Annotated in this window: 21 protein-coding genes and 1 tRNA gene; 15 read left to right on the top strand and 7 right to left on the bottom strand. The window is 63.9% G+C overall.

Translation table 11 applies throughout. From position 1 onward, the window contains the following. Positions 1–111 precede the first annotated feature (111 nt). On the bottom strand, positions 112–1,080 hold the full coding sequence (locus ACODR8_RS00735) for a diacylglycerol/lipid kinase family protein (protein WP_294136820.1): 969 nt from the start codon (positions 1,078–1,080) through the stop codon (positions 112–114). 9 nt (positions 1,081–1,089) lie between these two features. Beyond that, positions 1,090–1,584, bottom strand: coding sequence for a DUF2141 domain-containing protein (locus ACODR8_RS00730; RefSeq protein WP_489005546.1), 495 nt, complete (start codon positions 1,582–1,584; stop codon positions 1,090–1,092). Positions 1,585–1,714: 130 nt separating this feature from the next. Between ACODR8_RS00730 and lptF the strand changes: the two genes are divergently transcribed. Next, a complete protein-coding gene (gene lptF, locus ACODR8_RS00725) occupies positions 1,715–2,926 on the top strand; it encodes an LPS export ABC transporter permease LptF (protein ID WP_489005545.1) in 1,212 nt (403 codons plus the stop codon). Positions 2,927–2,929: 3 nt separating this feature from the next. Further along, a complete protein-coding gene (lptG, locus tag ACODR8_RS00720; protein WP_489005544.1) occupies positions 2,930–4,030 on the top strand; it encodes an LPS export ABC transporter permease LptG in 1,101 nt (366 codons plus the stop codon). A gap of 1 nt (position 4,031) precedes the next feature. Here the strand turns inward: lptG and ACODR8_RS00715 are convergent, their stop codons facing one another. Continuing rightward, positions 4,032–5,099: a fatty acid desaturase family protein gene (locus ACODR8_RS00715; RefSeq protein WP_489005543.1), complete on the bottom strand. Its 1,068-nt coding sequence runs from the start codon at positions 5,097–5,099 to the stop codon at positions 4,032–4,034. Positions 5,100–5,243: 144 nt separating this feature from the next. Between ACODR8_RS00715 and ACODR8_RS00710 the strand changes: the two genes are divergently transcribed. Continuing rightward, positions 5,244–6,401 carry a GNAT family N-acetyltransferase gene (locus ACODR8_RS00710; RefSeq protein WP_489005542.1) on the top strand — a complete coding sequence of 386 codons (1,158 nt, stop codon included), beginning with the start codon at positions 5,244–5,246 and terminating at the stop codon, positions 6,399–6,401. Here the strand turns inward: ACODR8_RS00710 and ACODR8_RS00705 are convergent, their stop codons facing one another. Then, positions 6,402–7,322 carry a diacylglycerol/lipid kinase family protein gene (locus ACODR8_RS00705; protein WP_489005541.1) on the bottom strand — a complete coding sequence of 307 codons (921 nt, stop codon included), beginning with the start codon at positions 7,320–7,322 and terminating at the stop codon, positions 6,402–6,404. A gap of 68 nt (positions 7,323–7,390) precedes the next feature. On the opposite strand from ACODR8_RS00705, the gene ACODR8_RS00700 reads away from it, so the two are divergent. Both ACODR8_RS00700 and ACODR8_RS00695 read left to right on the top strand, forming a co-directional pair. Continuing rightward, complete coding sequence (locus ACODR8_RS00700; protein ID WP_489005540.1) at positions 7,391–8,254, top strand: metallophosphoesterase family protein; 864 nt, start codon at positions 7,391–7,393, stop codon at positions 8,252–8,254. Between the two features lie 75 nt (positions 8,255–8,329). Continuing rightward, a complete protein-coding gene (locus ACODR8_RS00695) occupies positions 8,330–9,109 on the top strand; it encodes a helix-turn-helix domain-containing protein (protein ID WP_489005539.1) in 780 nt (259 codons plus the stop codon). 21 nt (positions 9,110–9,130) lie between these two features. Here the strand turns inward: ACODR8_RS00695 and ACODR8_RS00690 are convergent, their stop codons facing one another. Further along, positions 9,131–9,982: a methyltransferase domain-containing protein gene (locus ACODR8_RS00690; RefSeq protein WP_489005538.1), complete on the bottom strand. Its 852-nt coding sequence runs from the start codon at positions 9,980–9,982 to the stop codon at positions 9,131–9,133. 41 nt (positions 9,983–10,023) lie between these two features. Between ACODR8_RS00690 and ACODR8_RS00685 the strand changes: the two genes are divergently transcribed. The 5 genes from ACODR8_RS00685 (at position 10,024) to ACODR8_RS00665 (ending at position 12,507) form a co-directional block, all read left to right on the top strand. Continuing rightward, positions 10,024–10,773: a double zinc ribbon domain-containing protein gene (locus ACODR8_RS00685; protein ID WP_489005537.1), complete on the top strand. Its 750-nt coding sequence runs from the start codon at positions 10,024–10,026 to the stop codon at positions 10,771–10,773. Positions 10,774–10,824: 51 nt separating this feature from the next. Further along, a complete protein-coding gene (gene grxC / locus ACODR8_RS00680; RefSeq protein ID WP_217673342.1) occupies positions 10,825–11,082 on the top strand; it encodes a glutaredoxin 3 in 258 nt (85 codons plus the stop codon). 5 nt (positions 11,083–11,087) lie between these two features. After that, positions 11,088–11,918 (top strand): carbon-nitrogen hydrolase family protein, encoded by an 831-nt coding sequence (locus ACODR8_RS00675; protein WP_489005816.1) that lies wholly within the window; start codon positions 11,088–11,090, stop codon positions 11,916–11,918. Beyond that, the gene (locus ACODR8_RS00670) at positions 11,915–12,394 is read left to right on the top strand and encodes a DUF1178 family protein (protein ID WP_489005536.1); all 480 of its coding nucleotides are present in this window, start codon (positions 11,915–11,917) and stop codon (positions 12,392–12,394) included. The genes ACODR8_RS00675 and ACODR8_RS00670 overlap by 4 nt, the downstream gene beginning before the upstream one ends. A 36-nt stretch (positions 12,395–12,430) precedes the next feature. Next, positions 12,431–12,507 (top strand) — tRNA-Arg (locus ACODR8_RS00665). Between the two features lie 6 nt (positions 12,508–12,513). On the opposite strand, the gene ACODR8_RS00660 is transcribed toward ACODR8_RS00665, so the two are convergent. Continuing rightward, a complete protein-coding gene (locus ACODR8_RS00660) occupies positions 12,514–12,735 on the bottom strand; it encodes a hypothetical protein (protein ID WP_489005535.1) in 222 nt (73 codons plus the stop codon). After that, positions 12,726–13,694, bottom strand: a complete 969-nt coding sequence (locus ACODR8_RS00655) for a magnesium and cobalt transport protein CorA (protein ID WP_489005534.1) — start codon at positions 13,692–13,694, stop codon at positions 12,726–12,728. The genes ACODR8_RS00660 and ACODR8_RS00655 overlap by 10 nt, the downstream gene beginning before the upstream one ends. 183 nt (positions 13,695–13,877) lie before the next feature. Between ACODR8_RS00655 and ACODR8_RS00650 the strand changes: the two genes are divergently transcribed. The 5 genes from ACODR8_RS00650 (at position 13,878) to ACODR8_RS00630 (ending at position 18,720) form a co-directional block, all read left to right on the top strand. Next, complete coding sequence (locus ACODR8_RS00650) at positions 13,878–14,405, top strand: hypothetical protein (RefSeq protein WP_489005533.1); 528 nt, start codon at positions 13,878–13,880, stop codon at positions 14,403–14,405. 139 nt (positions 14,406–14,544) lie between these two features. Next, a complete protein-coding gene (locus tag ACODR8_RS00645; RefSeq protein WP_489005532.1) occupies positions 14,545–15,261 on the top strand; it encodes a response regulator transcription factor in 717 nt (238 codons plus the stop codon). A gap of 147 nt (positions 15,262–15,408) precedes the next feature. After that, the gene (locus ACODR8_RS00640; protein WP_489005531.1) at positions 15,409–16,107 is read left to right on the top strand and encodes a carbonic anhydrase; all 699 of its coding nucleotides are present in this window, start codon (positions 15,409–15,411) and stop codon (positions 16,105–16,107) included. A 3-nt stretch (positions 16,108–16,110) separates the two neighbouring features. Further along, the gene (locus tag ACODR8_RS00635) at positions 16,111–17,607 is read left to right on the top strand and encodes a SulP family inorganic anion transporter (protein WP_489005530.1); all 1,497 of its coding nucleotides are present in this window, start codon (positions 16,111–16,113) and stop codon (positions 17,605–17,607) included. Positions 17,608–17,874: 267 nt separating this feature from the next. Beyond that, complete coding sequence (locus ACODR8_RS00630) at positions 17,875–18,720, top strand: TorF family putative porin (RefSeq protein ID WP_217673324.1); 846 nt, start codon at positions 17,875–17,877, stop codon at positions 18,718–18,720. The last annotated feature ends 145 nt before the right edge of the window (positions 18,721–18,865 follow it).

The raw sequence follows: 18,865 nt of genomic DNA, 5'->3' as shown, positions 1-18,865 counted from the left end.
ATTGGCGTCGAACCCCCTCATCCAACTGCGCCTAGGCGGCAAGCCGCCAAGGCTTCATATCCTTCTCCCCCCAAGGGAGAAGGGACGTCGCGAAATGCCCGAATCCGCGCCTTAAGCCGCCAGCCGCAGGAACGGCACTGGCTTGGTCGAACGCAGCACGATCGGCTTGCCCTCGGACGCCTCGAACAGTTCGCCGTCCAGAATGACGCTGCTATGATTGCCCTCGATGCGGATGGTGTCGCCCTGTTCCAGATGGATGCCCTGCATCTGGCTCTTGCCCACCCGCTTGAAGATGCTCGCGAAGATCAGGCGCAGCAGGGCGGGCAAATTCTGTTCGACCGCCATCAGCTTCATATTGCCGCGACGGCTGTCGCCCGGCTGGACGCCCAGCAGCAGCCGCTCCAGCGTAGTGACGATCAACACCGAGAATCGCCCGGCCAACTGCCCGTCGCGGATCAGCGAGATGCTGACCGGCTTGCTCGACGGCGGCAGGAATTTGGCGCGGATGCCGAAGATCAGCGATACCAGCACCGCCATCGCCGTCAGGAAATGGCTAAGGCCATTGGACAGGCCCAGCGGATAGATCTGGTTGCGGCAATAGAGCATATAATCGGCCAGCCCCGCGCCGCCCAGAAACATCCCCAGCACCGGACGGCTGCCGACCTTGCCATCCGACAGGGCGATCAGTTCGCGCGCGACGACATGGTCGTCCACGCCGGCCTTGGCCAGCGCGACGATGCGCTCCAGCGCCTTGATCGGATCGCCATGGATGCCAAGGTCGAGCGCGATCAGATTGGTCTTGCCATTGGGCAGCACCGCGATCGGCGGCACCCGCCCCTTGAAATGCTCGCCTTGGTACAGTTCGGTCAGCGCCGCCTGCACCGTGCCGTCGCCGCCGTTGATGACGATGACGACGGGATCGACACGGGCGATCGTCTGGAGCGCACGGCCGATCTGGTCGACATGCTCAACCTCATAATGGAAGATGTCCGGGTTGCTGGCGCAATAGCTGCGCACGCGCGGCAGGGTCTGGCGGTTGCCCGTGGATTTGGGATTGGACAGGAGCGCGACGCAGACCATGGCTTGGGATCACATATATTTGAGGGTGATAGTGATTTTCGTCACGCCGGGACCGGCATAGAAAGCGGCTTTTTCAACCGCAGGCTTGCCCAGATTGAAGATGCTGATCGACGGATTGTTGGAAAAACCGCCGCCGTCCCGTGATATGTCGGTCTTGCCATTGCCGTCGCGATCATGGCGCACGGCGATGCCATATTTGCCCGGCTGCGGCACCGGCATACAAAAGCGCATCGCGCCATTGGCCGGGCGAACCGGGCTGTCGATACGATTGAGCCATTCGCCCTTGGTCAGCCAGGCCGATTTGGTGGCGGGGTAGGACTGGACGCGCACCTTGCCGGTCGCGGCCGCAAAGCCGCGCACATCGACCAGCACGGCCGGTCCGTTCCCGCTGCTGGCGCAGCGTTCCAGATCATTGCCGATGACTTGGCCATGGGCCATTGCCGGAACGGCTGCGATCATCGCTGCCACCGACATCAGACCCACTGCAACTTTTACCATGACCATTAGACTCCTGGAAGCTATAGCCGCCCGACCGGGTCGGACGGACAGCCCCTGTTCGCCCCGCTACTTTCCCTGATTCCGATATGGGATGGGTTTGCGGCCAAAACATGGTGATGGGACGACGACTTAGAGAATGCTGACCGCCACCGACCGTTATCTCGCCCGCCTGATCGCGGTGCCCATGCTGGGTACGCTGGTGATCGCCGCGATGCTGCTGGTGCTGGACAAGATGCTCAGCCTGTTCGATTTCGTCGCGGCGGAAGGCGGACCGGTCAGCGTCGTGTGGCGGATGCTGGCAAACATGCTGCCCGAATATCTCTCGCTCGGTATTCCGATCGGCCTGATGCTGGGCATATTGCTGGCGTTCCGCAAACTGGCGCTATCGTCGGAACTGGACGTGATGCGCGGCGTCGGCCTCTCTTATGGCCGCCTGCTGCGCGTGCCGTACATGTATGCGATCGCGCTGGCGCTGCTCAATTTCGGCATTGTCGGTTTCGTCCAGCCGCTGTCCCGCCACGCCTATGAGGCGCTGCGATTCGAGCTGCGGTCGGGCGCGCTGGGGGCGTCGATCAAGGTCGGCGAATTCACCAATCTGGGCAAGCGGATGACGATGCGGATCGAACGCAGCCTGGACGAAGGGCGCAATCTGCAAGGGATTTTCGTGCGCGCCGTCAGCCGCGACGGCCAGTCGGTCGCGGTCACCGCGGCGCAGGGCATGTTCCTGGCGACGGACGATCCCGACACGATCATCTTCCGCCTGCGCGATGGCGTGCTGGTCAACGATGCGCCCAAATATAAGACGCCGCGAATCCTGTCTTTCTCAAGCCATGACCTGCCGATCGACCTGCCGCAGATCGAAAATTTCCGCGGGCGCGACGTCGACCGGGAAAAGACGATTCCCGAACTGATGGTGATCGGCCGTAACCCGGCGACCCCAGGAAAATTGCGCGACGAAGTGCGCGCCAATTTCCATTTCCGCATGGTGGAGGTGGTGATGATGATGCTGTTGCCGCTGGCGGCGCTCGCCTTTGCGATCCCGCCCAAGCGATCGACATCGGCGCTGGGCGTGTTCCTGTCGATCATCTTCATCGTCACCTATCACAAGATCAACCAATATGGCGAAAGCATCGGCGCGCTGGGCAAGGTGGACCCGATCATCGCCCTGTGGGGACCGTTCCTGCTGACGTCGGGCCTGATCTTCTGGATGTATCATGTCATCGCGCACCGCCCCGGCGGCCAGCCGATCGGCGCGCTGGAAGTCGCCTTCGCCAAGATCGGCAAGCAGATCGTGCGCCTGTTGCGGCTGGGCCGCCGACGCCCGCCCGTGGCGGAAGGAGCCGCCTGACCCATGCAATTTGCCTTCTTCCCCTCGCGCCAGATCAGCTGGTATATGGCGCGCCTGTTCCTCACCCGGACGCTCGCCGTGCTGGCGCTGCTGGTGCTGGTGTTGCAGACGCTCGACCTGCTGGGTCAGTCGGGCGACATCCTTTCCTATCCCGGCAATGGCGACGCGCAATTATGGCATTATGTCGGCTTGCGCGTGCCGCAGATCGTCGCCCGCTTCCTGCCTTTCTCCGTGCTGCTCGGCACGTTGGTGATGCTGGCGACGCTCAACCAGAATAGTGAGATCGTCTCTATGAAGGCGGCGGGCCTGTCCGCGCACCAGATACTCGCGCCGCTTGTCGTAGCGGCGCTGGGCGTCGCGGTGATCAGCTATGCCTTCAACGAACGGATCGTCGCGCGATCCACTGCGGCGCTCAGCGCGTGGCAGGCGGTCGATTATGGCCCGATCCCGCGCGACAGCGGGGTCAAGAGCAACCCCTGGGTGCGCGACGGGAATAATCTGGTCAACGCCGCGATCGTGGCGGGGCGCGGCACGCAGGTGCAGTTGCGCAAGGTCGAGATTTTCAACCGCATCAACAACAGCCTGACCACCATCGTCCAAGCACCGCGCGGCCATTATGACTCGGCGAACAAGAGCTGGGTGCTGGAAGATGCGCGCCAGTTCGACGTGGCGCGTGGCACGGTCGCCAATGTCGGCACCGTCCGCTTTGGCCGTGACATTCGGCCCGACCAATTCACCCTGGCGAAGGTCGATCCCGACGCGCTGACCTTCAGCCAGCTTCAGGCGGCGATTTCCGACCTGCATGACGCCGGGCGACCCACGGCGGAGCTGGAGGCCAATTTGTGGCACAAGCTGTCGGGGCCGCTGTCGGCGCTGCTGATGCCGATATTGGGTTCGGTCGCGGCCTTCGGGCTGGCGCGCTCTGGGCAGCTGTTCGTCCGCGCGGTGATGGGCATGGCGCTGGGCTTTGCCTATTTCGTCGCCGACAATTTCTCGCTGGCGATGGGCAGCCTGGGGGCCTATCCGCCGTTTCTGGCGGCATGGGCGCCTTTCTTCCTGTTCCTGCTGGTCGGCGAAACCGTGCTGTTCAGGACCGAAGAGTGATTTATCGCGCCGCCATGGTGCTGCGCGCGATCTTGCCGACCAGCGGCAGCATCCCGCGATAATTGCCGCGATGATAGGGTGATTGCGGGTCCAGAGTCGCGATCAGCTTGCGGTGCGCAGCGGCCAGATTGTGGTAAGGCACGCTGGGCAACAGGTGGTGCAGCGCATGATAGCGCAGGCCGACCGGCGCCCAGAGTGCAGGCAGACTGCCGGGCGGCGGCACATTGACCGAATCGAGATATTGCGCGGTCACCGTCATCGGATCGCCCTCATTCTCCCACAGATGCGCGACCAGGGTGCGCAGCTGATTGATGACGGTCATCGCCGAATGGATCGCCATATAGACCAGCAGCGGCTTCCACCCGACAACGAACACGCTGCCGACCAGCGCCAGCGCGAACAGGCACGCGCCTGCCTCCTGCCAAGCCCACATGCGCGCAAAGTCACCTTCGGGCGCGCGCCGGCGATAGGCCGGGTTGATCGACAGGGCCGACAATTCCGCCACCACCTTCGCGCGCAGCGGCGGGATGATCAGCGACAGCGGCGTCAGCACGCCAAAGCGCAGGATCAGGCCAACCGGTGCCAGCGAGGCGACGAGGATGAACAGCGGCAGCGACCATGGCTTCATCAGCGCCAGCGGCAGATATTCCGGGTCCTCCGCCGTGCCGTAGCGGGTGCGGGCATGATGCTGGGTATGGACGCCTTCATAGAGGAAGGACGGGATCATCAGCGGGATGCCGACGATCAGATTCCAGCCCGCCCGGAAACCGGGCAGCGCACCGGCGCGGATATGGGTGAGTTCGTGGATGAAGCTCGCCGCGCGATACAGCGCCAGCATCGCCACTATGCCGCAGGCGATGGCCAGCGGCACGGTGTCGATCAGGATCGCACCCGCCATCGCACCCCAGCCGATCAGCGCCGACGCCAGCATATCGGGCCAGTAGATACGCGCATCGGCGGTGGACAGGTCGCGCGTCAGCTCGGCCGCCGCGCGCAGCATCGCCACGTCATCGGGGATGGTCGCCCGCGCGCGCTGCGCGGCGGCAAGTATGGGATCATGCACAGTCATGGCAGGCGTCCTAATCTCCAAATGCGCTGATATCGTGGCAGCACGATGACATTCTCTGCCCGATAGCGGACTGGCGGCGGCCTGTGATTGACAATCCGCAAACAAGCGGCGAACTGCTCCCCTCTTTTGGTGAAAGCGGCAGCCGTGGCACATAGCGATCTGGTGATTACCCCCGTTTCGGGCAAGGGCGACCTCAAGGCCTTTATCGACCTGCCCTGGTCGATCTACGCCAACGATCCCAATTGGGTGCCGCCGCTGAAGGCGGAAATGCATGAGCTGCTGACGCCGGGCAAGAACCCGTTTTTCGAACATGCCAAGGCGCAATATTTCCTGGCCCGCCGAAATGGCCGCGTCGTCGGCCGCATTTCGGCCCATTATGACGAGCTGGCGCTGGCGATGCCGCCGGAACAGGGGATGGGGCCGGGAACGGGCAATTTCGGCCTGTTCGAGGCGGAGGATGAGGCGGTCGGCGCGGCGCTGATAGCGCGTGCCGAGCAATGGCTGCGCGAACAGGGCATGACCCGCGTGGTCGGGCCGATCTCGCTGTCTATCTGGGAGGAGCCGGGGCTGTTGGTCTCCGGGCATGATCATCCCCCCACGGTCATGATGGGCCATGACAGCCCGGCGTATCAGGCGATGGTCGAGGGCGCGGGATATCAGCCGGTCAAGACGCTCAACTGCTTCGAACTGGACATCACCAAAAGCTTCCCCCCGCTGATCCAGCGGATCGTCGCGTCGGGCCACAAAAATGACCGCATCCGCATCCGCAAGGTCGACAAGTCGAAATTCGACGCCGAAGCGGCGATCATTCTCAATATCCTCAACGATGCCTGGGGCCGCAACTGGGGCTTTGTGCCGATCACCGATTCGGAAATCGCGCACACCGGCAAGAAGCTGAAACCGATCGTGTTCGAGGATCTGATCATGATCGCGGAGGTCGATGGTGAGCCGGTCGCCTTCATGATGACGCTGCCGGACCTGAATGAGGCGATCAAGCCGCTCAATGGCGCGCTGTTCCCGTTCGGCTGGGCCAAGCTGCTCTGGTGGCTGCGCAAGCCCAGGGTGCGGACGATGCGGGTGCCGTTGATGGGCGTGCTGCAACGGTTGCAGGCGTCGCGGCTGGCGAGCCAACTGGCCTTCATGATGATCGAGACGATCCGGCTGGAAGCGCTGGCCCAATATGGCGCGACGCGGGGCGAGATCAGCTGGGTGCTGGACGATAATCAGGGCATGAACGCGATTGCCGAGGCGATCGGCAGCAAGATCAACAAAGTCTATCAGCTGTACGAAAAGCCGCTCTGATCAGCTCTCCGCCGGAACCGCGACCTCGATCGCGCCCGGCGCGATTTTTGCCACCACCGGGGTTTTCGCCAGCACTTCGCCGTCGATCGAGATGCGCTGGCGCGGATGAGTGGTCAGGGTGAAGGCCTTGCCGTGAAACTCCTCGGTATGGGCGTCGCGGTCGCGCAGCTTGAAGAATTTGGCGTACCAGTCCCATGCCAGCCGCGGCTTGCTACGCCCGACGACCGCTTGAATGACGATTTCGCCGCTATCGACATCGGCATTGTCGGACAGCTCGACCCCGCCATGATAGGGGCCGTTGAGGATGCGCACTTCGGTCGACCAGAGCCGCCATTCCTGCTGCCCGTCGTCGATGGTCAGGCGGAAGGCGCGGAACCCCACCGAACATTTGACCGCCCAGAGCAGATAGCCGATCCGCCCCAGATAGCGTTTGAGCTTGTGCGGCACCGTCTGTCCGATCATCGGCGAGAGGCCGAGCGAGGCGGCGTTGACGAAATAATCCTTGTCGATCATGCCCAGGTCCACCCGGCGGCGGCGGCCGTTGGCGATGGTCGCGACCGCGCCGTCCAGATCGAGCGGCAGGCCCAGCGTCCGCGCGAAACTGTTGGCAGTGCCGAGTGGCAGGACCGCGAACACGCAATCCTTGCCCACCAGCTGATCGACCGTGCCGGACATGGAGCCATCGCCGCCGCCCACGATCACCATCGGCGCGCCGTCGGCAATCGCTTTCGCCACGGTTTCTTCCATCAGTTCGGGGTTCTTGATCGCATGAGCGGCGAGCAGCTCGATCCCCGCCTGCTCCAGTTTTTCCTTGGCCTCCGCAAACAGCGCCTCGCCCTTGCGGCTATGCGCGTTGACGATCAGCGCGGCCTGACGCGGCAGTGGACGGGTAGTTGGGCGGGTGGGGGATTTCGTTTCCATGGCACAACAACTCGCGAGGGAGGCTTCGGGTCCGGGGAAACCATATCGTTCTTGTTCGTTACGTGACCATGGCCCGTATTGCCCACCTGTCCGACATTCATTTCGGCGCGCATGATCCCCGCATCGTTGACGCCGCCACTGCCTGGCTGGAGGAGCACAGGCCCGACCTTGTCATCATCAGCGGCGACCTGACCCAGCGGGCGCGGGTGGCACAGTTCTGCGCGGCGTCCGCCTGGCTCAACCGGCTGCGCGCGGCGGGGCTGAAGCTGCTGGTGATCCCCGGCAATCATGACATTCCGCTCTATGACGTGATGCGGCGCTTTGCCGCGCCGCTCGACCGCTACAAGCGCTATATCAGCCCGGACCTTTGCCCCTGGTATGAGGATGACGAGGTCGCGATCCTCGGCCTCAACACCGCGCGGTCGCTGACAATCAAGGACGGGCGGATCAACCATGACCAGATGGACATGCTGCGCAAACGCTTTGCATCGGTCGCCAGCGCCAAGACGCGCATATTGGTGACCCATCACCCCTTGTTCGCCATGCCGATCGGCCGGGGCGGGGAGCTAAGCGAGGCGGTTGGCCAGCATGATGATGCCGTGCGGGCGGCGAGCGAGGCAGGGGTGCATCTGGCGCTGGCTGGCCATTTCCACCGCACCTACGCGCAGGCCGCGCGCAAGATGGTGGAGAAGGCGGGCGGCGCACTGATCATTCAGGCCGGCACCGCGACATCGACCCGGCTGCGCAACGCCGAACCGCAAAGCTTCAACTGGCTGCATGTGCGGCGGCATGACGAGGTGGAGATACAGGTGATCGTGTGGGACGGCGCAGGGTTTCAACGGGCCAGCCATGTTGAATATCGGCATGACGGGGAGGACTGGACGTCACGGGACTTGGCGGATGGGCCGACGATCGGTGAGGTCGTGGAGTGAGGGACTGCGTCCCGATTACGATACAAATTTTTCGGGGTAGCTGCTACCCTTGGCCTGACCTAGGCCGTGGACATTATGGACACGCAGAGGACGGATATGGACTGGGCGCTGACCGAGAAGGAGAAGCAGACGCTGCGTCTGATCGTTCGCGGTCATGACGCGAAATCAGTCGCTCGGAATCTGGGCCTTTCCGTCCATACGATCAACGAGCGGTTGCGCGATGCGCGGCGGAAAATGGCTGTATCAAGTAGCCGGGAGGCGGCCCGGCTGCTGCTGGAGGCGGAGGGTGACGATGCCATGACGTCCCCCGATTCTCTGGGGGACAAGGAAATCCGGGCAGACGCACCCGATATTCCGGTGGATCAAGACAGCGTGCCGATCAGCGGCGCGGGGCGGGTCACCCGTCCTTTCTGGATCATCATCGGAGTAGCACTTATGACGCTTGCCCTTGGCCTGTTGGCGCTCAGCGCTTTGCCGCAACTCGCTTCTGCCCCTTCGTCACAGGCACCGGTCGCCAGCACGGCGCTGAACCCGGCGGTGGTGGATGCGGCGCGTCGATGGCTGGCGCTGGTGGACGAGGGGCGTTGGGATGAAAGCTATCGTGGCACTACTACGTCCTTTCGCCACTTGAACACGGCAAAGGTCTGGGCCGACACCTCGGAAAAGGTGCGCGTGCCTTTGGGTGCAGCACTATCGCGTATTTTCGTCAGTCAGGAAAATCTGCCTGCACCGCCCGCTGGTTATGAAGTGGTGAAATTCCGCACCCGCTTCGCCAACAAGGCGGAGGCGATCGAAACAGTTAGTCTGGATCGGGAGGATGGCGGCTGGCGCGTGGCAGGCGTCACGATCGAGTGAAGCGGGACGGGAGGGCGGGTGTTACCCCGCCTTCCCCTTCAACGCCGCCGCCAGCGATACCGTCGCGCTGCCGCGTCGGGCCGGGGCGGTCTGGCTGGGGTCGGGTTTCCAGCCGGAGAGATAGACGATCGCGATCTGCTCCGCCGTGCGGCCATCCGGGTCGGCAGCATCGGCGAAATGGGCAGCGGCTCCGATCAGCGCGTCGCGGCGCAATGTGGGCGGGCGCGCCGCCAGTATGTTGCCCGCGCCCATGCCGCGCAGGTCGTGCATCAGGCGCAGCAGGTCGCCATAGCGCACGTTCAGCGTTTCGCCGTCCGCGACCGGCATCGCGAAACCGGCGCGGCTGAGCAGGTCGCCAGCCGATCGCACATCGACCTGTGGGTGGATATGCTGGCCGGGCCGGTCGCCTTCGCCCGCCATGAGCGCGGCGCGCAGCCGGGGCAGGCTGCCCGCGCCCGTAAAGGCCGCGAGCATCAGGCCGTCAGGCCGCAGCACCCGGCGCATCAGGATCAGCGCGCCGGGCAGGTCATTGACGCTGTCGAGCGTGCCGCAGGCGAGGATCAGATCGAAACTATTGTCGGCAAAGGGCAGGGCATCCTCATCCCCCTGCACCCCGCCATGGGCGCGGGCGGCGAGGAAGCCGGGATCGATACAGGCGACACGCTTGCCCATCGCTTCCAGCGCGGTCCTGGCGCTACCGTCCGGGCAGCCGATTACAAGCGCTTCGGGCAGGTCGCGCTGCACGTCGCCCAGCCGGTCGAGCAATTCGTCGAGCATCGCGCGATAGAGAAAGTCGTGGGCCGCGAAATCGGCCAGCATCCGGTCCCGCCGGATGCTGCGCAGGGATCGGTCGAAGATGTCGGAGCTGCTCATGCCGGGCCTTGTGCAACGGGCGGGAAGGGGGGACAAGGCAGATGATGCCTTTCCTGCCGCTTCTCAAGAGCGCGATCCGCCCCGCGCTTGATTATGCACTGCCGCCGCGCTGCCCCGGTTGCGGCGCGATCGTGGGGGAGGATCATGGTTTCTGCCTGTCCTGCTGGGGCGGCATGGAATTTCTGGGCGAACCTTGCTGTGCGCGCTGCGGCATCCCCTTTCCGTATGACATGGGGGCAGGGGCGGAGTGCGGCGCGTGCCTCGCTGATCCGCCGCCCTTCGACAGCGCAAGGGCGGTGCTGGCCTATGGCGATGTGGCGCGCACGGTGGCGCTGCGGCTGAAATATGGGCGGCGCATTGGCCTCGCCCGGTTGGTCGCGCGGCAGATGCTGCGCCATGTGCCGGTGGCGGGCGATGACCCGCCGCTGATCGTGCCGGTGCCGCTGCATCGCTGGCGATTATGGGGGCGGGGGTTCAACCAGTCGGCGCTGATCGCCGATCATCTGGGACGGCTGACCGGGCTGACGGTCGAGAAACATGCGCTGTTGCGGGTCAAACGGACGGTGCCTTTGCGCGGTATGCATCCGGGCCAGCGGGCCAGGGCAGTGCGCGGGGCGTTTGCGCTGGCGGACGGGCATGGGTTGAAGGGCCGTCGGGTGCTGCTGATCGATGATGTGCATACCAGCGGCGCGACGGCGGCGGCTTGCACCCGCGTTTTGAAGCGCGGCGGGGCAGGCGAGGTGCGGCTGCTTTGCTGGGCGCGCGCCTTGCCCCGCGAAGGCGTTGATTGACAAAGCCGCGATAAGCCCCAATTTCAGGGAATAAGGAGTGATGACGGACAGATGGCAAAGGTCGAAATCTACACCAAGGCATTTTGCGGCTATTGCGCGCGGGCAAAGGCATTGCTGACCGACAAGGGCGTCGCGTTTGAGGAATATGATATCAGTATGGGCGGGCCTAAACGCACCGAAATGCTGGAGCGCAGCCGGGGCGGCAGCACCGTGCCGCAGATTTTCATCGACGGCCAGCATATCGGCGGCAGCGATGACATGGCGGCGCTGAACCGGCAGGGCAAGCTCGACCCGCTGCTGGGCCTGTGACCGCCATGCGCGCCGCGCTGTTCCAGATGACCAGCGGGATCGACCCTGCCGCCAACGCTGCTGCGATTGTGGAGATGGTGGAGCGCGCCAAGGGCGAGGGGGCGGACATGCTCTTCACCCCGGAAATGGCCGGCTATCTGGACCGTGACCGCAGCCGCGCCGCGGCGACTTTGCGGTCGCAGGCGGACGATGGCGTGCTGGCCGCCGTGCGCGAGGCCGCGGCGAGACATGGCCTGTGGGTCCATATCGGATCGCTGCCGCTGAAGGACGAGCGGGCCGACGGACGCTGGGCCAATCGCAGCTTCCTGATCGATGATACAGGTGCGATACGGGCGTATTATGACAAGATCCACCTGTTCGACGTCGATCTGGCCACCGGTGAAAGCTGGCGCGAATCGTCGGTTTACGGGCCGGGGGAACAGGTGGTCGCGGCCGATACGCCCTGGGGCCGGATGGGTTTTTCGATCTGCTATGACATGCGCTTTCCCGATCTCTATCGCGCGCTGACCAACGCCGGGGCGACGATCCTGCTGGCGCCAGCCGCCTTCACCGTGCCGACGGGACAGGCGCATTGGCATGTGCTGCTGCGCGCCCGCGCGATCGAGGCAGGCTGTTTCGTGATCGCGACCGCGCAGGTCGGCGCTCATGCGGACGGGCGCGTCACCTATGGCCATAGCCTGGTGATCGACCCATGGGGCGAGGTGCTGCTCGATATGGGCGAGAGCGCGGGGCTGGGGCTTGTCGATATCGACTTGACGCGGCTAGGGGATGTGCGGGCGCGGGTGCCAGCCATCGCCAACCGCCGTATCATTCCGCAGGAAGTGCAAATTTCGTGATCGTGTTCGACCTGAAATGTGAAGGACAGGGCCATGTGTTCGAGGCCTGGTTCGGCTCCAGCGCGGACTATGCGGACCAGCAGGCGCGGGGCCTTCTGGCCTGCCCGATTTGCGGTGACGCACAGGTGGTCAAGGCGGTGATGGCCCCTGCTGTCGCGGCCAAAGGGAATAGTCGCGCAGTCGCGGTGCAGGATGCGCCCGCACCGGACGCGCCGGTCCCGATCAGCGCGGGCGACGCGGCCAAGATGCGCGCGATGGTCGATGCACTGGCGCAGGCGCAGAAAAAGGCGCTGGAAGGCTCCACCTGGGTCGGGCGCGGCTTTGCCGAACAGGCGCGCGCCATGCATTATGGCGAACAGGCCAATAGCAGCATCCATGGCGAGGTCGCCCCGGCGGAAGCCAAGGCACTGATGGAAGAAGGCGTCCCGGTCGCGCCGCTGCCATTTCCGGTCATCCCCCCCGAAGCGAAGAATTGACCGCGTCGCCCGCCCATAATAGAGGCCAATCCATGGGCACCCGTAGCTCAGCAGGATAGAGCATCAGATTCCTAATCTGAGGGCCATGGGTTCGAATCCCGTCGGGTGCACCATTTTTCTCACGCCTCAGCCAGCATCGCGTCGATCACTGCCTGCCAGGCGGCAAGCGCTGGCCCGTCCATCTGCACGCCCGGATCGCGGATCGTGGTCAGCACGACACGCGCGTTTTCGCGATACATGCGACGCATCGGTTCCGCGTCGGGATCGTCCCAGTCCCAGTCGGGCGCGATGTTGGCGTACATGGCGCGGGCGGCGCGCTCGACGGCTTCTGTCACAGCCATTTGAGTTTCTTGAATCGGGCGTAGAGCAGGGTGCAGACGATGCTGATCACGCTCAGCACCACGAAATAGCCGTAGCGGGTGCGCAGTTCGGGCATATGTTCGAAATTCATGCCGTAAATGCCCGCGATCGCGGTCGGCACGGCCAGGATCGCTGCCCAGGCGGCGAGCTGGCGGGTGATGACGCCAGTGCGCTGCTGTTCCAGCAAATTGCTGAATTCAAACACCGATGTCAGGATTTCGCGCAGATCCTCCACCATCGTCTGGACCCGGCGGACATGGTCGCGCACGTCGCTGAAATAGGGGCGGGCTTCGGCGTCGATGCAGGGCAGTTCCTGCTTGACGAATTTGGTCGCCACCTCGTGCATCGGGGTCAGGATGCGCTGGAAGCGTAGCAACTGGCGGCGCAGGTTGAAGATGCGGGTGATGTCGTCGCGGCCCAGGAATGTGTCGACCGTATGCTGCTCCATCGCCAGCACCTCTTCCTCTATCCCCTCGATAATCGGCAGATAGCCATCGACCACGAAATCCAGAATGGCGTGCAGGACATAATCGACCCCCTGGGCGAGGCGCGCGGGCACCGCCTCCAGATCCTGCCGCAGGGCAAGGTGCGCGCGGGCCGAACCGTGGCGGACGGTGATGATATGGCTGTGGCCCACGAAGATCGCGGTTTCGCCATAGCAGATGCTGCCATCCTCGACATGGGCGGTGCGGGCGACGACGAACAGCTGGTCGCCATAGAGATCGACCTTGGGCAACTGGTTGGCCTTGATCGCATCCTCGATCGCCAGCGGGTGCAGATCATAGGCGTGCTGGAGCGCCTGCATTTCAGCCAGCGTCGGGTCGGCGACACCGATCCAGACGAATTCTGACTTGTCATGGGCGCAGTCGATTCGTTCGTCGATCGACACCGCCCGGACGCGGGCACCATTGCGATAGAGATAGGCAGCAACGACGGTCATGGACAGGTCCGGTTGTGGGCAGGGAAAAGCCGATTAGCAGATGGGTGACGCGGCGTCCCATCCCAGTCACCACACGACTTGCATGATTTTTCGTCAAGGGGGTGGCGGCTGACTTGGGCGTGACATAGTTGGGGGCGACAGGGGGGCATCGAAAAGCACGCGAAAGCGGAGACGGTTCTGCCCATGTTTGCCATAGATTTCGAGGCGTCCTGCCTGCCGCGCCACGGACGATCCTTTCCCATCGAGGTCGGGTTGGCGGGCAGGGACGGTGCGCGCAGCTGGCTGATCCGGCCGCACCCTGACTGGTCGGGGTGGGACTGGACGGCGGAGGCGGAGGCCCTGCACGGGCTGAGCCGGGCGCGGATTGAACAGGACGGCCTGCCTGCCCATGTCGTACTGGACCAGCTGGCCGATGCGGTGGGCGGGCGACGGGTGGTCGCCGACAGCCTGATCGATCCCTATTGGCTGGATACGCTGGCGGCAGCCGCTGGACGGGAGGCTCCCTTTGCGATCGATCATGTCGCGACGCTGATGGATGAGCGGCAGGTCGATGAAGCGCAGATCAGCGCGGCGGTGCGGATAGCAGACCAGCGCTGTCCGACGCGACATTGGGCGGGCAGCGACGCCTTGTGGCTGGCGAGCGTGATGGCGCATCTATGGCCCGATGTGACGGGCTATCCCCTCGCCCGGATGCCGCTGATGTCCCGGTAGCAACAATTTGTAACGTCCGGCAAATTTCGGAGACATTCGCCGTCCCTATTTCGGGCGCTCCGGTTCCGCAGGTATCGGATGCTTTCGCCTGAGCAGGAGTTGCGATGATGACGGACAATGCCGCGCCGAACGGCCCGCGATGCCGGTAACCGCGCCGCTGATCATGATCGCCGAGACGCAGCCGGACCTGCGCCGGACGATCCGCGAATTTCTGGAAGAGAGCGGCTTTCGCGTCCTGCCGGCCAAATCCTCCGATGATATATTCCAGGCGCTGGGTACGATGCCGGTCGGTGTCGTCGTGCTGGATTCGGCGCTGCGCGGGGCGGACGGCCTGGATCTGTGCCGCGACGTGCGGGAACGCAGCGACGTGCCGGTCATTCTGGTTGGCGCCAACAGCAGCGAGGTTGACCGGGTGGTCGGGCTGGAACTGGGGGCGGACGATTATATGGCCAAGCCCTATTCGGGCCGGGAACTGGCGGCGCGTGTGCGGGCAGTGCTGCGCCGGGGGCGGAGCGACCGGTCGCTGGGCCTTGGCCGCCAGACCGAAGCGCTGTTCGATGGTTGGGTGGCGCATTTCGGGCGGCGCGAAATCCTTGATCCGGCTGGCGCGCCAGTCAATCTGACGGCGGCCGAGTTTACGTTGCTGGCTGTGTTGCTGGATCATCCGCAGACGGTGATCGCGCGGGCGCGGCTGATGGAACTGGCCGGGGTGCGGGATGCACCATCGTCCGATCGCAGCATCGATGTGCTGATCAGCCGCCTGCGCCGCAAGCTGCGCCATGGCGACCGGCCCGCGCCGATCGTGACCGCGCGCGGTGTCGGCTATATGCTGAGCGCGACGGTCGATCGCCGCTGAAATCGGGCTTTGTCGCGCTGGCGTATCAATTCAACGTCCAGACATACTATTTAACAAAGCCGCTGCGACGCAGCAAAACCGCTCTCCTATCTATCCTGACAGGCCGGTCCGCCCCCTGACCGGCAAAGCAACAAAAGGATAGACTCCATGAACGAGCTTATCGGTCGCGTTTTCAACTTCGAAAAGCACACTTTTCCGAACGAAAGCGCGCTTTACAATCGACTCGCCAGTGACGGCCAGAGCCCCAAGGCGCTGATGATCTCCTGCGCCGATTCGCGGATCGTGCCTGAACATATTATGCAGGCACAGCCCGGCGACCTGTTCGTATGCCGCAATGCGGGCAATATCGTCCCGCCGCACGCGACGCAAAATGGCGGCGTGACCTCCACGGTCGAATATGCCGTCATGGTGCTGGGCGTGCGCGACATCATCGTGTGCGGGCATAGCGATTGCGGCGCGATGAAGGCGTTGTCCACCGAAGCCGATTTGACGGCCATGCCCAATGTCGCCGCCTGGCTGCGGCACAGCCACGCCGCGCAGCAGGTGTGCAAGGCGAGCTATCCTGCCGATCTGAGCGATGCGGAAAAGCTGCGCAATATGGCGCTGGAAAATGTCGTCGCGCAACTCGCGCACCTGCGCACCCATCCCTCGGTCGCATCCGGCATCGCGCGTGGCGAGATCGCCCTGCACGGTTGGTATGTCGATATCCATGCCGGTCTGGTGATGGGCCTTGATGGCGAAACCGGACGCTTCTCGCCCCTGCGCGAAGGGCAGCCCATGCCCGTCGCACTGCCCCACGCCCGTCGCCTCGCCGGCGAAGGCGAATATGCCCTGGCGGCGGAGTAAGCCATGCTGAAAGCCTTTTCCGGCGGTACATTCAGCCGCGATTTCGTAGCGTCGATCGTTGTCTTTCTGGTGGCGATGCCGCTTTGCATGGGCATTGCGGTTGCATCCGGCGTGCCGCCGGAAAAGGGCCTGATCACCGGAATCATTGGCGGCATCGTCGTGGGGTTGCTGGCAGGTTCGCCATTGCAGGTCAGCGGTCCTGCGGCGGGTCTGGCCGTCATCGTCTTTGAAATCGTCCGCGAACAGGGGTTGTCCGCCCTTGGTCCCATCCTGATCCTGGCAGGCGCGATCCAGGTCGTTGCCGGCCTGTTGCGGGTCGGCGGCTGGTTCCGTGCCATTTCGCCTGCGGTCGTCCATGGGATGCTCGCGGGCATCGGTGTGCTGATCGTGGTCGGCCAGTTCCATGTGCTGTTCGACGACAAGCCGCTGTCGAGCGGCCTGCAAAATCTGATCGCGATGCCGGGCCAGATTTTCGGTCTGAGCAATAGCGATGCGGCGACGGCCTTTGCGGTCGGCATGGTCACCATCTTTGGCATGTTGGGCTGGGAGAAATTCCGTCCCGCCTCGCTCAAGCTCGTGCCCGGCGCGCTGGTCGGCGTGGTTGCGGCGACACTGGTCGCCTTTCTGCTTGGCCTGCCAGTTGCGCGCGTCGTCGTCCCGGAATCGATTGTCGGCGCGATTGCGTTGCCAAATGACGGCTTGCTGGCGCAATTGCTCAACCCGACCGTCATCACGACCGCTATCGCCATCGCCTTCATCGCCAGTGCCGAAACATTGCTGTCGGCAGCAGCCGTCGACCGGATGCATGACGGTGTGCGCACCGATTATAACCGGGAATTGAGCGCGCAGGGCGTAGGTAATCTGCTCTGCGGTATTGCCGGGGCGTTGCCGATGACCGGCGTTATCGTTCGATCCTCCGCCAACGTGCAGGCCGGGGCCAAGACCCGTATGTCGGCCGTGCTGCATGGCGTATGGATATTGGGCTTCGTCGCGCTGCTGCCATGGTTGCTGCGTGAAATCCCGATGGCTGCGCTGGCGGGGATATTGGTCGTCACCGGCGTCCGCTTGGTCAGTGTCGATCATGTTCGCCATCTGCTCCACCGTTATGGCCCGTTGCCCGCCGTGGTGTGGGCCGCGACGCTGATCTGCGTGGTGGCGACGGACCTGTTGACCGGCGTGTTGGTGGGCATCGCCCTGTCGATGCTGGAACTGGTGCCGCATCTTAGCCGACTGCGGCTCAAGATGGAGGAAGAAAGCCGGGGCGACGCGCATGAAGTCGCGCTGCGCGGTTCGGCGACCTTCCTCAACCTGCCCAAGCTGTCGGCCAAGCTCGACTCGCTGCCTACCGCTGGCCTCGTCATCCTGAATGTCGAGCGGCTGGGGCATATCGACCATACGTGTGCGGAAATGGTGCGCGAATGGGTCGATCGCCGTCGCGGTGCCGGGTCGCCTGTCGAACTGTTTGGCGCAACCGGACGGATGCGCCAGCTCGTCGCCTGATCATCCCCCCTCGACCAGGCGATAAAAGGTGCCGCCGTGTCCCCCCGACACGGCGGCATTTTCTGTCTTTAGGGGCGCATTGTACCGACAATGAATAGTTACTTTTATGTCACAGCGATTTGCCTCATCTCGCATCTGCGAGAAAATCCTGTTTGCCTGTAGGCCATTTGAGAATTAGGCAGACCTCGACCACCGGTACTGGAAGCGCAAGCAACAGACTTTCGGACTAGAGTGGACGCAGGACGGAACATTCTTTCGTAAAGGGGAATGTTCATGAAGTATAAGATCGCTACTGTCGCCCTCGCGCTTATGTCCAGCGTACCGGCTTTCGCGCAGGAAGAACCTGCCAGCCCCGTTACCGTTACGGGCAGCGTTGGCCTCGTTTCCGACTATCGTTTCCGTGGCGTGTCGCAGAGCGACAAGGGCATGGCCGTTCAGGGTGGCATCACCGCCACGCATGAAAGCGGTGCCTATGTCGGCACCTGGGCATCGAACCTGGGCGGCTGGGGCCGTTTCGGTGGTTCCAACATGGAACTCGACCTGTTCGCCGGTTACGCCATTCCGCTGGGCGGCGCGACGCTGGACGTCGGTCTGACCTGGTACATGTATCCGTCGGGCGCCGACATCACCGATTTCGCCGAACCCTATGTCAAGCTGTCCAGCACGATCGGCCCGGTCAAGGGTCTGGTTGGCGTTGCTTATGCGCCCAAGCAGGAAGCCCTGGGCAACTGGTGCAGCGATGCGGCCTGCACCATCTTCAATCCGGGCGACAAGGAAGATAACCTGTACGTCTGGGCTGACGTGAGCGGTGCGGTTCCCAACACGCCTGTCACGCTGAAGGCGCATCTGGGCTATTCGAACGGCAACCCCGGCCTTGGCCCGAACGGTACGTCGATTGCCCCGACCGGCAAATATGTCGATTGGCTGGTTGGTGCGGATGTCGCCATCCCCGGCACGCCGCTGACCCTGGGCGTCGCCTATGTCGACACCGACATTGCCCGCGTCGAGGAAAATTATCTGCGTCCCAACTTCGCCGTTTCGGGCGACAGCAAGGACGTCGGCAAGTCGATCGCGCGCAGCCAGGTCGTATTCTCGCTGACCGCCGCTTTCTGATCCAAAGCGCCGGGCCTGTTCATGCAGGCCCGGCGCACCTTTACCTGCCAAGATGGCGCTGGCATGACAAATTGTTGCTGTTGCCGCTGCGGATCGTTTCGCAAGCCCCACATGGTTGACCCCTGTTAAGGGCGACCCTATCCCT

It is taken from the genome of Sphingobium sp. FG58 (assembly GCF_057809055.1).
The sequence above is the reverse complement of the archived record's forward strand: the minus strand, read 5'-3'. Positions and strand labels throughout refer to the sequence as shown.

What these genes read in the sequence shown, in the direction of transcription:
- ACODR8_RS00705 (WP_489005541.1), bottom strand. Translation starts at nt 7,322, where the DNA reads ATGGAAACGAAATCCCCCACCCGCCCAACTACCCGTCCACTGCCGCGT.
- ACODR8_RS00695 (WP_489005539.1), top strand. Translation starts at nt 8,330, where the DNA reads ATGGACACGCAGAGGACGGATATGGACTGGGCGCTGACCGAGAAGGAG.
- ACODR8_RS00700 (WP_489005540.1), top strand. Translation starts at nt 7,391, where the DNA reads ATGGCCCGTATTGCCCACCTGTCCGACATTCATTTCGGCGCGCATGAT.
- ACODR8_RS00655 (WP_489005534.1), bottom strand. Translation starts at nt 13,694, where the DNA reads ATGACCGTCGTTGCTGCCTATCTCTATCGCAATGGTGCCCGCGTCCGG.
- ACODR8_RS00690 (WP_489005538.1), bottom strand. Translation starts at nt 9,982, where the DNA reads ATGAGCAGCTCCGACATCTTCGACCGATCCCTGCGCAGCATCCGGCGG.
- ACODR8_RS00660 (WP_489005535.1), bottom strand. Translation starts at nt 12,735, where the DNA reads ATGGCTGTGACAGAAGCCGTCGAGCGCGCCGCCCGCGCCATGTACGCC.
- grxC (WP_217673342.1), top strand. Translation starts at nt 10,825, where the DNA reads ATGGCAAAGGTCGAAATCTACACCAAGGCATTTTGCGGCTATTGCGCG.
- ACODR8_RS00685 (WP_489005537.1), top strand. Translation starts at nt 10,024, where the DNA reads ATGATGCCTTTCCTGCCGCTTCTCAAGAGCGCGATCCGCCCCGCGCTT.
- ACODR8_RS00640 (WP_489005531.1), top strand. Translation starts at nt 15,409, where the DNA reads ATGAACGAGCTTATCGGTCGCGTTTTCAACTTCGAAAAGCACACTTTT.
- ACODR8_RS00675 (WP_489005816.1), top strand. Translation starts at nt 11,088, where the DNA reads ATGCGCGCCGCGCTGTTCCAGATGACCAGCGGGATCGACCCTGCCGCC.
- lptG (WP_489005544.1), top strand. Translation starts at nt 2,930, where the DNA reads ATGCAATTTGCCTTCTTCCCCTCGCGCCAGATCAGCTGGTATATGGCG.
- lptF (WP_489005545.1), top strand. Translation starts at nt 1,715, where the DNA reads ATGCTGACCGCCACCGACCGTTATCTCGCCCGCCTGATCGCGGTGCCC.
- ACODR8_RS00635 (WP_489005530.1), top strand. Translation starts at nt 16,111, where the DNA reads ATGCTGAAAGCCTTTTCCGGCGGTACATTCAGCCGCGATTTCGTAGCG.
- ACODR8_RS00630 (WP_217673324.1), top strand. Translation starts at nt 17,875, where the DNA reads ATGTTCATGAAGTATAAGATCGCTACTGTCGCCCTCGCGCTTATGTCC.
- ACODR8_RS00645 (WP_489005532.1), top strand. Translation starts at nt 14,545, where the DNA reads ATGCCGGTAACCGCGCCGCTGATCATGATCGCCGAGACGCAGCCGGAC.
- ACODR8_RS00715 (WP_489005543.1), bottom strand. Translation starts at nt 5,099, where the DNA reads ATGACTGTGCATGATCCCATACTTGCCGCCGCGCAGCGCGCGCGGGCG.
- ACODR8_RS00650 (WP_489005533.1), top strand. Translation starts at nt 13,878, where the DNA reads ATGTTTGCCATAGATTTCGAGGCGTCCTGCCTGCCGCGCCACGGACGA.
- ACODR8_RS00735 (WP_294136820.1), bottom strand. Translation starts at nt 1,080, where the DNA reads ATGGTCTGCGTCGCGCTCCTGTCCAATCCCAAATCCACGGGCAACCGC.
- ACODR8_RS00730 (WP_489005546.1), bottom strand. Translation starts at nt 1,584, where the DNA reads ATGGTCATGGTAAAAGTTGCAGTGGGTCTGATGTCGGTGGCAGCGATG.